Origin of the sequence: Xanthomonas sp. LMG 12461 (assembly GCF_009192935.1) — a bacterium.
GTDB lineage: Bacteria > Pseudomonadota > Gammaproteobacteria > Xanthomonadales > Xanthomonadaceae > Xanthomonas_A > Xanthomonas_A sontii.
Map to the genome: position 1 here is coordinate 1 of NZ_NQYT01000002.1, position 14,011 is coordinate 14,011.

A 14,011-nucleotide genomic window follows, 5' to 3' on the forward strand; every position below is an offset into this window, starting at 1 on the left:
GTCATGATCGGCGCTGGGCCCGGTCCTGCCTTGTCGATGCGAGTTCACGCCCGGGGGCGGACTCTGGATACCGTTCGGACACACAAGGGCCAGCATGTGGAGGGCGGAGCCGATCTGCGATGCAAGCTCGAAGCTTTAGGAGCGACTGGACCTCCCGCACCTCCTCCGATGATCAGTCGGAAGACATGACGCCTGTTTAGGGGCGACATGTCCAGATACAAGGAGCGGCTTCAGCCGCGACGAACGAAGCAGGCCAGCCATCCGTTCCTGAAAGCAGTCGGGACTGAAGTCCCCCCACAGTGCCCCCAGCCAGCACATCGCCAGTCCCTGTGGGAGCGGCTTCAGCCGCGACGCGCGGAGCAGACAGCACGCCGGACCGCCAGCAGGCCACCCGTGGATGCTCAAGTACACACGCCTCGGCTACCATCGCCGCGGGCGCGCCGCCGCGCGTGCCGACCGTGCCCTCACCTGCGATCCCGATGCCTTCCGCTTCGCCTCGACATGCTGCAGACGCCCCGACTGGCCGCGTGCGCGCCATCGTCCGACTCGCCGTCTGCATCGCGGCCAGCGTGCTGCTGATCCCCACGCAGTGGCTGCTGATGCGCTTCACCCGCGGCCGCGCCGCGTTCGTGCTGCCGCGGCTGTGGTTCGGCTGCCTGCGGCGCGCGTTGGGCATTCGCGTCGAGGTGGTGGGCACGCCGCGCGACGCGGGCGGGACGCTGTTCGTCGGCAACCACATCTCCCACTTCGACATCGTGGTGCTGGGCAGCCTGCTGCGCGCGCGCTTCATCGCCAAGAACGATATGGAACGCTGGCCGGGCATGCGCCACATCGGCGCGCTGGCGCAGACCGTGTTCATCAGCCGGCGCCGCCAGGATGCGGCCGCGGTGGCCGCCGCCGTGGCGGCGCAACTGCGCCCGGATCACGACGTGGTGCTGTTCGCCGAGGGCACCACCTCCTCCGGCGAGCGGGTGGCGCCGTTCAAGTCCAGCCTGTTCTCGCTGTTCCTCAGCGCCGACCCGGGCGCGCGGCAGTGGACGCTGCAGCCGTTCACGCTGGACGTGCGCAGCGTCGACGGGCACCCCATCGCGCAAGGCGGCGATCGCGATGCCTACGCTTTCTACGGCGAGATGCAGGCCGGTGCGCACGTCGCGCACTTCCTGCGCCTGTCCGGTGCGGTGGTCAGGGTGACCTTCCACGCACCGCTCGCGGTGGCGCCGGGCAGCGACCGCAAGGCGCTGGCTGCGCAGTTGCACGGCATCGTGGCGTCGGCGCTGCCCAGCGCGCCGGCGGATGCCGCTGCGGCGGCCTAAACCGCCGCTGCCCAACACTGCGCACGCGCTCCGGCGACGCGCGATGACGCGTCAGTGCGCGGTGTCCGGCGCCACCGGCTCCGGCAGGCGCACCACCGCGTACTGCTTGCGGAACTCCATGGCGCCCAGCGCTGGCCAACTCTCGGCGTAACGGCGCAGGCAGGCCACGCCGTCGGAAAAGTCCTCGCCATTGACCCGGCAGTCGGCCGCCACCTCGCCGTCGGCGTCGCGCGAGGCGAACAGGCGGATGCCGAGCATGCGCTGATCCCGCTGCAGCAACGGCATCAAGGCGTCCAGGCTGTTGGTGAACAGGCAGCACGGGCAGAACGCGTGTTCGGTGTCCTCGCCCGCCGCGGCCCGCGCGGCGTCGCCATTCATGTGCGCCACCGGCCCCAGCACCACCGTGCGCCGCAGCGCCGACTCGGTCGTGGCCGAGGCGGGGAACTCCATCTGCAACGTCATGCAGCGCGCATCGGCCGGCGCGGCCACCGCCTCCGACAGCGCCACCAGATCGGTGCGCGCCCAGGTTGTGAAGCCCGAAGCCAGGCTCGCGTCGGTGTCCTCGCCGATGGAATGCTGGAACTCGACGATCCCGTCGGGGAACAGGCTGCGGTGATGCACGCGAATGCAGCTGGCCGTGCGCACGCCCTTGCGCAGCTCGGCCAGATCCACCAATTCGGTGAGCAGTTGCAGGCCGTTGCCGAGCACGACCACCTCGTCGTGCAGGGTCGCCGCATGCCCCTCGCGCTGGAGCACCTGCAGCAAGAGCTGCTGCAGTGCATGGCGCGGCTGCGCCTCGGGCGCGGGCTCCGGCGCTGCAGCCTCGTGGGTGGTATCGGCCCCGCGTGGCGAGGTGCGGGACAACAGGCGTCGCAGTCGATCGATCATCCTTGCTCCAGGGCGTCCAACGCGCCATTGATCGCCGGAAGTATGCGCAGTCGCCCGCGGCCACGGCAACCGGCGACGCCACGCCGCCCCGGCGACCAGCGGGCCATGGGACGGCGCCAGGGGCCTGGGCGTCTCTCGCGTCGCACGCCAACCGCAGCACATCCATGGTCACCGCGCCGCGTCTCGCAGCGGCGGACGGCCCCCGGTGCAGCGGCCATCGGCGCGCCGCACCGACACAGCGTCTGTCAGCGCCTGGCCGCCTCGCACAGCTTGCGGTTGAACCAGGTGGACTTGGCGATCGGCAGGTAGGCGTCCCAGTCGCTGGGCGGCAGCATGGTGCTCTGCTTTTCCAGTTCCGCCTGGAACGAGGCCTCGTCGTGGCTGCGGCCGGCCAGGGTGCCGTCCAGCGTCGCCAGGCATTCCTGCGGCCGGCCCAGGCGCAGCAACGTGATGGCGCGGTCGTTGGCGAAGCGGTCGCGATCGAGCCAGTTGAGGAAGCCGCCACACTCGCCTGCGAACGCCTGCATGCCGGCCAGCGCCTTGTCGTAGCGCTTGCCGCGGTAGTCCTGCAGATAGGCCTCGCGCCGCCGGCTGCTGGCCGCGGCGGTGCAGCCGGCCGGCAACTGCAGGTAGTCGCCCTCGAAGCTGGCGCGCATGCCGCAGTAGTCGCGGCAGCTTTCCTCGGTCAGCGCGGCCACGTTGAACCCGCCCGGCACCGGCTTGAAGGCGAGCTTGCACGGCACGTCGCCGGCATCGTTCACCTCCGCCTTGTCGCCCTGCAGCGTGCCCGACAGCGAGCAGGTGTGGCCGTTGGCGCCGACCGACAACAGGTCGAACTGGCGCGCCCCACCCTTGTCGGTGACCCGCATGCTGCCCCAGCCTTCCTTGGTGCTGTATTCGCCGGGGGTCGGGCCGGCCGCCGCCGCGGTGAACGCCACCAGCCCCACCAGCATCGCGCTCCATCCGTATCGCCGTGCCATCGCCTGTTCCTGCCTTCGATCAGAGCCGGCAAGTGTGCGGCATCGCCGCGGCGGCGGACCAGTACCGATATCGCATCCCGACAGCAACGGCCTGTGCGACTCAGCGCAGCGGCACGCGCGAGCGGAACTCGGACAGAAACAGGCCGCGGAGCCACCGGTGCGCCGCATCGTGCTCCAGGCGCGGATGCCACAGCATCGATACGGTGATGGGCTCGGTGACCACCGGCAGCGCGAACCTGCAAGCAGGCTCGCGCAGCATGTCGGGCTGCGCCGCCATGAACGAGGCCGGCACCAATGCGATCAAGTCCGAGCCGCGCGGCTGGGTGCGCACCGACATGGGCGGGCCGCAGGCGCGCCTGTCCATCGACGACAGCATCTTGCCCCTGCTCGACACCATCGATGCCGCCCACGGCCGCGGCGGCCTGCACTACCTGGATTACCTGGGCCGCGTGGTGCCGTGGTAGAGGACGCCGCGTGATCGGCCGCAGGCCTGCATCGGCGAAGCTTTCGATCGATCGCGCCGCGCCTGCAAGGACGAACCGCGGCTCAGCCGGCGTCGGACAGCGCCAGGGCCAGCGCCGCATCCTCCGACAGCGGCCGTGACAGGAAATACCCCTGCACCAGATCGACCTGCAGCTCGCGCAGCGCGTCCAGTTCCTGCGCCGTCTCCACACCTTCGGCCACCACCCGCGTGCCGATCTCGTGGGCGAAGTTGGTCAGCCCCTTGGCCAGCGCGCGGCGGCTGCGGTCGCAATGGATGCACTGGGTGATGCTCATGTCGAGCTTGATGACGTCCGGCTGCAACTGCAGGATGTGACGCATGCTGGCGTAGCCGGCGCCGGCATCGTCCACCGCCACCTGCGCGCCGCGCTCGCGCAGCGGCGCCAGCGCCTGCGCCAGCGCTTGATAGTTGCGCACGATGGCATGCTCGGTGATCTCCAGGGTCAGGCGCGTCACCTCGGTGTCGTCGCCAAGCAGCCCCGCCAGGGACGCGGACATGATCAGTTCCGGCGACATGTTCACGCTGAGCCGGTACTGCGGCGGGAAGCGCCGCAGATACGCCAGCGCCTTGGCCAGCACGTGCAACTCCAGGCGGATGCCGACGCCGGCCAGCTCGGCCTGCTGGAACCACTGCGCAGGCCCACGCTGCGGCACGACGTCGAAACGCGACAGGCACTCGAACCCATGCAGGCGCAGCCCCTGCAGCGCGAACACCGGCTGGAACACGATGCGCGGCGCGCCCGCCGCCAGCGCGCCGTCGATCTCGTCGATCATCGCCTGCCGTTCCAGCTTGTGCGCTTCCACCTCGTGCAGGCGCAGCGCGAAGATCTCGGCGAACGCACGCAACATGCCGATGTCGCGCTCGCCCAGATCGTGCCGCGGCAGGAAACTGAAGCAGCACAACGTGCCGTAGATCCGCCCGCCCACCTGGATCGGCACGCTCATGTGCGAGCCGATCGGAATCTGCCACGTCGCCGGGATGCACTGCGCCGCCGGCACCAGGGAGGTATCCGGAATGAGTTGCGGCAACTCGCCCTGCACCACGCGCATGCAGTAGCCATCGGCGAACGGCAGGATCTGGCCTTCATGAATCGGCCCATCGGGCGGCCCGTCCACGTGATCCAGCACGCGATCGGTCTCGCGGAAGCGCGACAGGAACGCCACGTCCATGCCCAGGTGCAGGCGCACCACGCGCAGGCAGCGACGCAGTTCGCGGTCGCTGATCTCGCCCGACAGCAGCTCGAACAATGGATGAGGTTCTGGCAGATCCTCGGTCGACGCCATCCCGCTTCTCCCCTGAGAGCGTTGCGACCCGCGCGCCGCGCGCCGCGCACGGCGCTGCGCCGTGGGCGAGGTGATCGAGCAGCGGGAACCCGGACCTTCCCCCGTTGTCCAGCGGGCGACACGTCCTTGTCGTTCGACTCTAAAGCGTGACGTACAGCCGCGAAAGCGCAGGCCCGTTCAGGAATCAAGCTGTCTACGGCAGCGACCGCTTCGGTGAGTCCGCCGCCGCGAATCCAGCCAACGGGCGGGCGACCACCGGCGCTGGAGTGATCAGGCATGGTGGCCGACGCCGTGTCGTCGATGGAATGGGCGGCCGGGCTCGCGCATGCCGACGCTGCGACCAGGCGGTGCACGTCACCCTGCCGGCGCGCGCGCCCAGCGCATCAGACGTAGACCATCAATCCCAGCAAATCCAGCGCGGCATGCGCCACGATCGCCGGCCACAGCCGCCCGGTGCGCGCCACCCACCAGCCCAGGATCAGCCCCACCACCAGGATGGCGATGGTGCCGACCGGTCCCTGGTACAGGTGGTACGACGCGCGGATCGCCACGCTCACGTTCACCGCGAACGCCGGACTGTGCCGCCGTTCCAGCGCACGGATCACGTAGGCGCAGACGAACACCTCTTCGAAGATCGGATTGAGCAGCGAGACCAGCACGACCACGCCCGCCGACAGCGGCCCGGCCACCATCGCGTCCATCGACGGATTCACCTCGGCCGCCACGCTGGCGTTCAACAGATTCAACGGATAGGTCGCCACCAGGCAGGCCGCCAGCAGCGCCAGGCCCACGCCGAGGTCGCGCGCCCGCCACTGCAGCCCCAATGCCTGTGGCGTCCAGCCGCGGAACCACAGCGTCGGCAGCAACAACGCCAGCACCAGCAACTCGTAGAACACCATGCCCCACAGGCTCGCGTCGGAAAACGCGGGCTCCACCACCGGCGCCATCACCGCCTGCACACTCCCATAGATCGGCAACCCGAACGCCACCGCTACCACCAGCAGCAGTTCGCCCCAACCGCCCGATGGCGCCCCACGTTCCCGCATCCACGTTCCCCTGTCGTTCGCCAAGTGCCCGGAAAAGGGCGTCGCCGCCTTGCAACCAAGGCGCACCGTAGCAGGGCGACGTGACCGGGGACATCGATGGCCGAATCCGGCGGCATGCCGCTCAACGCCGCGCGGCGGCGCAGACGCGCTGCCGGCACATCCGATCCGGTCGCGCTAGTACAACGCGTCGCGGGTGCGCTGCGGCAATTCCCGATCGTAGGTGTCGGCGTCGAACGCGCCATCGGCCAGATGCGCGTGCAGGGTGCCGGGGCTGGGCAGGCGATCGCGCGGCAGATGCCGCGTCGGATCCCATAGCTGCGAACGCACGATCGCCTTGGCGCAGTGGAAGTACACCGCCTCGATGTGCACCACGATCACGCTGCGCGGCAAGCGCTCGCCGACCGCAAACCGCGCCAGCAGCTCCGGATCGACCCGGATCTCGGCGCGACCGTTCACGCGCAGGGTTTCGCCGATGCCGGGGATCAGGAACAACAGCGACAGGCGCGGGTCCTGCAGCAGATTGCGCAGCGTATCGACGCGGTTGTTGCCCGGCCGGTCCGGCAACGCCAGCGTGCGCGCATCCAGCACCTGCACGAATCCCGGCGCATCGCCGCGCGGCGAGCAATCCAGTCCCTCCGCCCCGGCCGAGGCAAGCACCACGAACGGCGACGCATGCACGAACGCCTGATAGTCGGCGTTCAAGTGGTCGAGTTGCTTGCGTACGGCGCGCTCGGCGGGTTGGCCGTAAAGGGTTTCGAGGGCGTCGATAGTGGTGATTCGGTAGTCCATATTGGCGTCCTATCCCTGGGCCCGCGTGGCGGCGGCGATGATCCATCTATGCCCGCTGTCAGGACTGGAGGCTGATATTCAAAATTTTTACCTGACCCCGGCACTCAAGAAAAACGCGTAACACCAAGATTCTGATCTCGATATCGATTCCTACCTCGGCATTCGTCTAGGCGCATTCGCCAACTGTAACGCCTGACGAAAACAAGACGGGATCTCCCAGGAAACTCCCAGGTCATTTGTTCCATCAGAAAGAAGTCCAGGCTCGTCAAAAAAAGAATAATGACGATACTCTCCATTTGAGAGATCTCGCCGAGCCGTTAAAAATCCAATCTGAAATAGAAACCTAATGATCTCTGCGTCAGAGGGACGCCCCGATATACCAGCAATCCTAATATCTCGGCCACCAAGGTTATTTTTAACATGCCTCACGAGCGCATCTGTTTTGAATATTTCCGGCCTACCCTTAAATGACTGAATCAATAGCTCAATCTTCTCACATTGCGCCCTAAATTCGGCAATCAAGTCATCGATGCGGGTCTTGCCAAAATTTTCGAGCGGGGCAGTAAGATCATCCAATCCAATTTTTTTACGCGCATGTTTCACCGCGTTATTAGATGCGAGTTTACAGAGCTCAACCATCCACCGTGGGCGATAACGAGAAAGACTAGCCACAACTACTGAAGGAGAGCGCATTTTGTGCTCAGAGTTATCACTATCAATAACATCCAGCATGCCTTTTTCGACATCCTTTTTCCCCCAAGGCATAGGATCATCGAAAGCTTTGGAAACTAACTCTCTAGAGCTCATCGCACCTAAAGTCCCACTAGATGCAGCCAAGCCACTGTTCCTTTGCAAGTACGATCTAACTCTGTTTGCGAGCATTTGTTCAAGCTGAGGCTGCGACCACTGCAGATCCACCATATATGGCTCGACCTTAGAGAGCGCCTCATATTTCCTTTTAACTATTGCCCAAGTGCTTGGACGAATAGACGTTCTAAATCTTAATTCACGAATCTCATTACTGAGCTGCCGCATAGCAATCAGAGCAGATGTTACCTTCAGGCAATCCGTGTCCACGTCACGAAAATTCTCATCAAGATCATCAATGATCATCCATACTTGAAGATCATTCGCTCCCGCCACCCTTTTAATAGCAGCAGCAGGATCTGCAGCCCCGGCGAGCGCAGGAACGCCAGGAAGCGCCTTTAAGCGAGCGATGACTGCCCCTATAAAGCCGCGCTCAGAGTATCCACCCCTCTCAGCCTCTTCTCTCAATGACAGAACGTCATCGCTAAATTTAAATTCGATCTTTGCACCAATAGCAGCTGCAGCAACCCTAATAAACGATTCCTTCCAAGCTCTAATATACTCAGTCTGCTCATTGGAAGCCGCAGGAGAAATTGAATTAGCATATGCATTATGCACTACAACATTACTGAACCTGCGAAGCTGCAAAAATGTCCACCGCAGCAAAGCGGACTTTCCCTCACCTTTATAGGCGCGAACAACCTTTAATTTTGTCGAAGAATCTATAAACGCGCCAAACTCTTCGCGCTCATATGCGTAAGAAGCAAATAGTCGCTCCTCTTCATCTTCAGCCATTTCATTACCAAAGAGTTCTTTATCAGAAAGATCTACATACCAGGCACACATATAAATCCTTTCCTAACGCAGAAATTGCGGCAATTCCTTGACAGCCTGAAAATAAAGTTCGAACCTTAAATTAGCCGCACTTGCTATACCCACAATTCAAACAAGTCGCACACCCGTCCATGATGACCAGCGCCTTGGTATTGCACTTGTGGCACATCGTGGCCGACGGCGGGAAACTCGCGCCGTCGCCGGTGACGGCGATGTCCTCTTCGTGGTCGGCGGTGGAGTCGGCGGACACCGCACCCTCATCCGCCCTGCGGGCACCTTCTCCCGCAGGAGAAGGAACCGCCTTGCTCACTTCACTGTTTTTTTTTGAGCGTTCTTCGTACTGCTTGCGCTTCTCGGCGATCAGCGCGCGCTGGTGGTCGCTCATCTCCGGGTCGTGCAGCAGGCCGATCGACTTCATGTGCTCTTCGACGATGCTGCCCAGTTCGGCGACCAGCGACGGCATGTACACGCCGCCAGCCTTGAAGTAGCCGCCCTTGGGGTCGAACACGGCCTTCATCTCGTCGACCAGGAAGGTGACGTCGCCGCCCTTGCGGAACACGGCGGACATGATGCGGGTCAGCGCCACGATCCACTGGAAGTGCTCCATGGACTTGGAGTTGACGAAGATTTCGAACGGGCGGCGCAGTTCGTGCTCGGTGCCGGCATTGAGCACGATGTCGTTGAGGGTCACGTACATGGCGTGTTCCACCAACGGCGATTTGATCTTGTAGGTGCTGCCGATCAGCACGTCCGGGCGCTCGATGCGCTCGTGCATGTGGATGATGTTGTCGGCAGGCGCCTCGGCCTCGGCGGTGGCACGGTCGATCGACGAGGCGGGCACCGCGGCGGCGGCGTCGCGCGCCTTGTCCTCGGGGGTGACGACGGCGTAGCCCTTGATTTTCTGGTCGATCTTGATGGCCATGAGGCGTGCGTTCCTGGAAGGCGGAGCGGGACGGGCGTGGGCCCGGCCTCTCTCCCGCGCACGGGAGAGAGGGTGCGACGGGACGGCTTACTTCTTGGCGCGGGTGGCCGCGGCCTTCTTGCCGGCGGCCTTGCGCACGGCGGTCTTCTTCACGGCGGCGCTCTTCTTGGCGACCTTGGCGGTGCTCTTCTTGACCGCCTTGGCGACCTTCTTCACCGCTTTCTTGGCGACGGCCTTCTTCGCTGCAACCTTCTTCGCCGCTTTCTTCACTGCCTTCTTGGCAACGGCCTTCTTGGCAACGGCCTTCTTGGCGGCGGCCTTCTTGGCGGTCACTTTCTTGGCGGGAGCCTTCTTCGCAACGGCCTTCTTGGCAGCGGCCTTCTTCGCCGGCGCCTTCTTCGCTGCCGCCTTCTTGGCGGTCTTCTTGGCGCTCTTCTTCAGCGCGGCGGCTTCGGCCTGGGCGCTGGCCTTGGCCGCTTCCAGCTTCTTGCGCGCGCTGGCGACGGTCTTCTTGACCGCCTTGCCGGCCTTCTCGGCGCGCTTGGCCACGGCCTTTTCGGCCTTCTTTACCGCCTTGCGGGTCTTGGCGACCTGGTCCTGCACGCGCTTCTGCACGGTCTCGGCGGTCTGCTTGACGCTGGCGACGGCCTCGCTGGCGGTGGCGGCGATGGTCTCGCCGACGTTGGTGGCGGTTTCTTTCACGTTCTCGGCGACCTGCGTCAGCGTCGCCGTGACGCCATTCCCATTGCTCATAAAACCCTCCTCAGGGTGTCAGTGTTTATGTCACGCGGGCGATGCTATACCGATTGCAGCGAAGCGGGGAGCCGGAAACGGCGACATTCGGCGGACGGTGGGGAAGCGTTGGGGAAGCGCGGCGTGCCGCGCTCCAGGGCTTCCACCGCCGCCCTCCCCTCCGCCGGCGCGAAGGGGAGACGGGACGGCGTCAGAACTTGCCGTAATACCCTTCTTTCAGCGCATCGAACAGGTTGGCGGCGGTGTGCATCTCGCCGTCGTATTCGATCTGTTCGTTGCCCTTGACCTCGACCACGCTGCCGTCTTCCAGCTCGAAGCGGTAGGTGGTGTTCTCCAGGTCCGCCTCCTTCACCAGCACGCCCTGGAAGGCGGCCGGGTTGAAGCGGAACGTGGTGCAGCCCTTCAGCCCCTGCTGGTGGGCGTAGCGGTAGATGTCCTTGAACTGCTCGTAGGGATAGTCGGTGGGGACGTTGGCGGTCTTGGAGATGGAGCTGTCCACCCACTTCTGCGCGGCGGCCTGCACGTCCACGTGTTCCTTGGGGTGGATGTCGTCGGCGGCGATGAAGTAGTCCGGCAGGCGCGCGGCGGCGTCCTCGGCGAACGGCATCGCCTTGGCGTTGACCAGGTGGCGGTAGGCCAGCAGCTCGAAGGAGAACACGTCCACCTTCTCCTTGCTCTTCTTGCCCTCGCGGATCACGTTGCGGCTGTAGTGGTGGGCGAAGCTCGGCTCGATGCCGTTGGAGGCGTTGTTGGCCAGACTCAGCGAGATGGTGCCGGTGGGGGCGATGGAACTGTGGTGGGTGAAGCGCGCGCCCACTTCGGCCAGTTCCTCGACCAGCGCCGGCGCCACCTCGGCGATGCGCTGCATGTAGCGGCTGTACCTGGCGTGCAGCAGCCGGCCCTCGATGCGCTCACCGACGCGCCAGCCGTCGCGGACCATCTCCGGGCGCTGCCGCAGCATCGCCGCGGTGACCTCGAAGGTCTCCTGCATGATCGGCGCCGGGCCCTTCTCCTTGGCCAGCGACAGCGCGGTCTCCCAGCCGGCCACGGCCATCTCGCGGGCGATGGACTCGGTGAACTCGCACGACTCGGCGCTGCCGTACTTCATGCGCAGCATGGTCATGGTCGAGCCCAGGCCGAGGAAGCCCATGCCGTGGCGGCGCTTGCGCATGATCTCGTCGCGCTGCTGCTGCAGCGGCAGGCCGTTGACCTCGACCACGTTGTCGAGCATGCGGGTGAACACCCGCACCACTTCCTTGTATTCCTCCCAGTCGAAGCGGGCGCGCTCGGTGAACGGCTCGCGCACGAAGGTGGTGAGGTTGATCGAGCCGAGCAGGCAGGCGCCGTAGGGCGGCAATGGTTGCTCGCCGCAATTGTGGGCGTGCAGACCGTTGCCGTCGAAGGTGTTGATGCCGGGGACCTGCACGTCGTAGACGTCTTCGATGCCATCGGCGGCCACTGACTGCACGGTCGCCACGAAGCGCTCGCGGTTCAACTGGCGACGGTAGCCGGAAAGCAGCGCCTTGAGGCGGTTGGCCTTGGCGGTGTCGGCAAAGCCCACCCGTTGGGCGAAGGCATCGAGGTTGTCGCCGCTGACGACCAGTTCGTGCTGCGCCTTGGTGGCGGAGGCACGCGTGCCGCCGTGCCCGTCGGGCAGCAACGCGGTGCCGGCGGGGCGCCGGTCGCGATAGATCTGCGAGGCGATGCCCAGCCGCAACAGCATGCGCTGCGCTGCCTCCAGCCGCGCCAGGTCGGACTGTGCCAGGCGCACGCTGACGCCCTTCTCCTGGCTGCCCTGCACCGAGCCGTCGGTGTCGAACAGGCCACGCAGGAAGCCGCGATGGAAATCGCTGGAGGTCTTCTCGACGGCCGGGGTGATCGCCTTGTCGCCCGGACGCAGGCCCAGCTCCAGCGCCAGATCGCGCAAGGCGGCCGACTTCAGGCGGTACTCGCCACGGTCGCGCACCTCGCTCCAGCCGGCGAAGTCGGCACGGTGCGGCAGGCTGCGCGCGCAGCGCAGGGCTTCGTCCATCAGCGCCATCGGTGCCAGCGGCGCCGCATTGACGGCGGCGGCCTGCGGCCAGACAGACAACACGGCGGCGTCCTGCTTGAGCGTGCCGTCGCCCACCAGCATGCCGAGGAGGAAACCCTCCTCATAGCTGCGTGCGCCGCCCCACTCCGCACCGGCACGGTGATTGTTGAGCAGCACCCGGTCGCCTGCGACCAGTTGGTCCGCCTGGCACCATTGGGTGTCCAGCGACCAGCGGGTCTGCCGCACCACGCGCCGCACGCGGTGGTCTGCGGTCAGACGCAGCGCGTAACCTTCCTGCGTCTGCAGTCGCACCACCTGCTTGTGCGCGGTCTTGAAGAAACCCTCCGCACCGGTGGCATGGTCGCCGCCATCGACCCGCGCCAGGAACGGCGTTCCCAGCAGATCGGCGACCTGACGCGGCCCCTCGGCGGTCTGCACCCAGGTATCGGCGGTCACGCAAGGGTTGGTCGCGCGGATGTTCTCGCACCACCAGTTGTTGTTCATTTCGTTGACGCGGTCGATCAGGATGAAGCCCGGCTCGGCGTAGTCGTAGGTGGAGACCATGATCATGTCCCACAGGTGGCGGGCGCGGATGTGCCCGTACACCTTGCACGCGACCAGGCCGTCGTCGCGCACGATGTAGTCCTTGTGGGTGGGCCAGTCGCGCCACACCACGGCGCTGGCGTCGGCCAGGTCGACGTCGGCCTCTTCCTTGCGGTTCACCGGGAATACCAGCGGCCAGTCGGCGTCCTGCTCCACCGCCTGCATGAAGCCGTCGGTGATCAGCAGCGACAGGTTGAACTGGCGTAAGCGCCCGTCCTCGCGCTTGGCGCGGATGAAATCCTTCACGTCCGGGTGGGACACGTCGAAGGTGCCCATCTGCGCGCCGCGGCGGCCGCCGGCCGAGGACACGGTGAAGCACATCTTGTCGAAGATATCCATGAACGACATCGGCCCGGAGGTGTAGGCGCCGGCGCCGGCCACGAACGCGCCGCGCGGGCGCAGCGTGCTGAACTCGTAGCCGATGCCGCAGCCGGCCTTGAGGGTCAGCCCGGCCTCGTGGACCTTCTCCAGGATGCCGTCCATCGAGTCGGTGATGGTGCCCGACACGGTGCAGTTGATGGTGCTGGTGGCCGGCTTGTGTTCCTGCGCGCCGGCATTGGAGGTGATGCGCCCGGCCGGGATCGCGCCGCGGCGCAGCGCCCAGGCGAAGCGCTCGAACCAGTAGGCGCGCTGCTCCTCGCCGACCTCGGCGTCGGCCAGCGCGCGGGCCACGCGCAGGTAGGTGCCGTCGATGTCGGCATCCAGCGGATCGCCCTGCTTGGTCTTGAGCCGATACTTCTTGTCCCAGATGTCCTGCGACGCCGGCTGCATCGGGATGGGGTCGTGCTTGGATCCGGTCTGGACGACTTCCAGGCGCACCGTACTCATTCTGCTGTGTTCTCCTCGAACCTGTCCCGATGGGGCGGATGGGTGGTCATCCGCCGTGTGTCTTGTCTATATCGCACTTGCGCTGCACGGCAGCGACGGCCGCGGCAGCGCACGCGGCGCCTGCCCTCGACCGATCAAAAATCCCCTGATTCCGCGACGTCCCCTGTCACCGTCCCGTCATGCACCGCCGAGCGCGCCCCTGGATGTGAAGTCCTGGTGAAGAAAACCCTAGTTCTAGTGCCGTACCGAATCGATACCGCTACATGTAGTGGCTAATGCAAGCGTGAACGCTAACGCCGGGCAGGCCGACTGTCAACGTCGTCGCGCGCCGATCACGTGCCGTCGAGCGGGTGTGCACGCGGGGTGCCGTGGCGGCCTTGCGCAGGCGGCGTCGGAACGCTTTCACTGGCGGTTAAACGCCGCGCGTTCAT

The 14,011-nt window shown here is 65.6% G+C and carries 12 protein-coding genes; 2 read left to right on the forward strand and 10 right to left on the reverse strand.

What is annotated here, in order from left to right; all coding sequences use genetic code 11:
- The first annotated feature begins 527 nt into the window (after nucleotides 1–527).
- Nucleotides 528–1,313 (forward strand): lysophospholipid acyltransferase family protein, encoded by a 786-nt coding sequence (locus CEK68_RS00540; RefSeq protein WP_152238211.1) that lies wholly within the window; start codon nucleotides 528–530, stop codon nucleotides 1,311–1,313.
- Between the two features lie 51 nt (nucleotides 1,314–1,364).
- Here the strand turns inward: CEK68_RS00540 and CEK68_RS00545 are convergent, their stop codons facing one another.
- From CEK68_RS00545 to CEK68_RS00555, 3 genes are all read right to left on the reverse strand, one after another.
- Nucleotides 1,365–2,201: a DUF6348 family protein gene (locus tag CEK68_RS00545; RefSeq protein WP_152238212.1), complete on the reverse strand. Its 837-nt coding sequence runs from the start codon at nucleotides 2,199–2,201 to the stop codon at nucleotides 1,365–1,367.
- A 245-nt stretch (nucleotides 2,202–2,446) separates the two neighbouring features.
- Nucleotides 2,447–3,181, reverse strand: coding sequence for a hypothetical protein (locus tag CEK68_RS00550; RefSeq protein WP_193312641.1), 735 nt, complete (start codon nucleotides 3,179–3,181; stop codon nucleotides 2,447–2,449).
- Between the two features lie 100 nt (nucleotides 3,182–3,281).
- A complete protein-coding gene (locus tag CEK68_RS00555; protein ID WP_226977708.1) occupies nucleotides 3,282–3,458 on the reverse strand; it encodes a hypothetical protein in 177 nt (58 codons plus the stop codon).
- Between CEK68_RS00555 and CEK68_RS00560 the strand changes: the two genes are divergently transcribed.
- Nucleotides 3,457–3,645 (forward strand): hypothetical protein, encoded by a 189-nt coding sequence (locus CEK68_RS00560; RefSeq protein ID WP_226977709.1) that lies wholly within the window; start codon nucleotides 3,457–3,459, stop codon nucleotides 3,643–3,645. The genes CEK68_RS00555 and CEK68_RS00560 overlap by 2 nt on opposite strands.
- Before the next feature lie 82 nt (nucleotides 3,646–3,727).
- Here the strand turns inward: CEK68_RS00560 and CEK68_RS00565 are convergent, their stop codons facing one another.
- The 7 genes from CEK68_RS00565 to CEK68_RS00595 form a co-directional block, all read right to left on the reverse strand.
- Nucleotides 3,728–4,966, reverse strand: coding sequence for an EAL domain-containing protein (locus CEK68_RS00565; protein WP_152238213.1), 1,239 nt, complete (start codon nucleotides 4,964–4,966; stop codon nucleotides 3,728–3,730).
- Nucleotides 4,967–5,349: 383 nt separating this feature from the next.
- Nucleotides 5,350–6,012 (reverse strand): CPBP family intramembrane glutamic endopeptidase, encoded by a 663-nt coding sequence (locus CEK68_RS00570; RefSeq protein ID WP_152238214.1) that lies wholly within the window; start codon nucleotides 6,010–6,012, stop codon nucleotides 5,350–5,352.
- 174 nt (nucleotides 6,013–6,186) lie between these two features.
- Nucleotides 6,187–6,801, reverse strand: coding sequence for a pyridoxamine 5'-phosphate oxidase family protein (locus tag CEK68_RS00575; protein WP_152238215.1), 615 nt, complete (start codon nucleotides 6,799–6,801; stop codon nucleotides 6,187–6,189).
- A gap of 150 nt (nucleotides 6,802–6,951) precedes the next feature.
- Nucleotides 6,952–8,454, reverse strand: coding sequence for a hypothetical protein (locus tag CEK68_RS00580; RefSeq protein ID WP_152238216.1), 1,503 nt, complete (start codon nucleotides 8,452–8,454; stop codon nucleotides 6,952–6,954).
- 70 nt (nucleotides 8,455–8,524) lie between these two features.
- On the reverse strand, nucleotides 8,525–9,364 hold the full coding sequence (locus CEK68_RS00585) for an NrdJb (protein ID WP_019800567.1): 840 nt from the start codon (nucleotides 9,362–9,364) through the stop codon (nucleotides 8,525–8,527).
- Nucleotides 9,365–9,451: 87 nt separating this feature from the next.
- Nucleotides 9,452–10,117, reverse strand: a complete 666-nt coding sequence (locus CEK68_RS00590; protein ID WP_152238217.1) for a hypothetical protein — start codon at nucleotides 10,115–10,117, stop codon at nucleotides 9,452–9,454.
- A gap of 190 nt (nucleotides 10,118–10,307) precedes the next feature.
- Entirely contained in the window at nucleotides 10,308–13,580 is a 3,273-nt protein-coding gene (locus CEK68_RS00595; protein WP_152238218.1) for an LAGLIDADG family homing endonuclease, read from the reverse strand.
- Nucleotides 13,581–14,011: the final 431 nt, after the last annotated feature.

Coding starts and splice junctions, on each gene's coding strand:
- CEK68_RS00550 (WP_193312641.1), bottom strand. CDS start 3,181: ATGGCACGGCGATACGGATGGAGCGCGATGCTGGTGGGGCTGGTGGCG.
- CEK68_RS00545 (WP_152238212.1), bottom strand. CDS start 2,201: ATGATCGATCGACTGCGACGCCTGTTGTCCCGCACCTCGCCACGCGGG.
- CEK68_RS00595 (WP_152238218.1), bottom strand. CDS start 13,580: ATGAGTACGGTGCGCCTGGAAGTCGTCCAGACCGGATCCAAGCACGAC.
- CEK68_RS00590 (WP_152238217.1), bottom strand. CDS start 10,117: ATGAGCAATGGGAATGGCGTCACGGCGACGCTGACGCAGGTCGCCGAG.
- CEK68_RS00555 (WP_226977708.1), bottom strand. CDS start 3,458: ATGGCGGCGCAGCCCGACATGCTGCGCGAGCCTGCTTGCAGGTTCGCG.
- CEK68_RS00560 (WP_226977709.1), top strand. CDS start 3,457: ATGAACGAGGCCGGCACCAATGCGATCAAGTCCGAGCCGCGCGGCTGG.
- CEK68_RS00585 (WP_019800567.1), bottom strand. CDS start 9,364: ATGGCCATCAAGATCGACCAGAAAATCAAGGGCTACGCCGTCGTCACC.
- CEK68_RS00570 (WP_152238214.1), bottom strand. CDS start 6,012: ATGCGGGAACGTGGGGCGCCATCGGGCGGTTGGGGCGAACTGCTGCTG.
- CEK68_RS00575 (WP_152238215.1), bottom strand. CDS start 6,801: ATGGACTACCGAATCACCACTATCGACGCCCTCGAAACCCTTTACGGC.
- CEK68_RS00580 (WP_152238216.1), bottom strand. CDS start 8,454: ATGTGTGCCTGGTATGTAGATCTTTCTGATAAAGAACTCTTTGGTAAT.
- CEK68_RS00565 (WP_152238213.1), bottom strand. CDS start 4,966: ATGGCGTCGACCGAGGATCTGCCAGAACCTCATCCATTGTTCGAGCTG.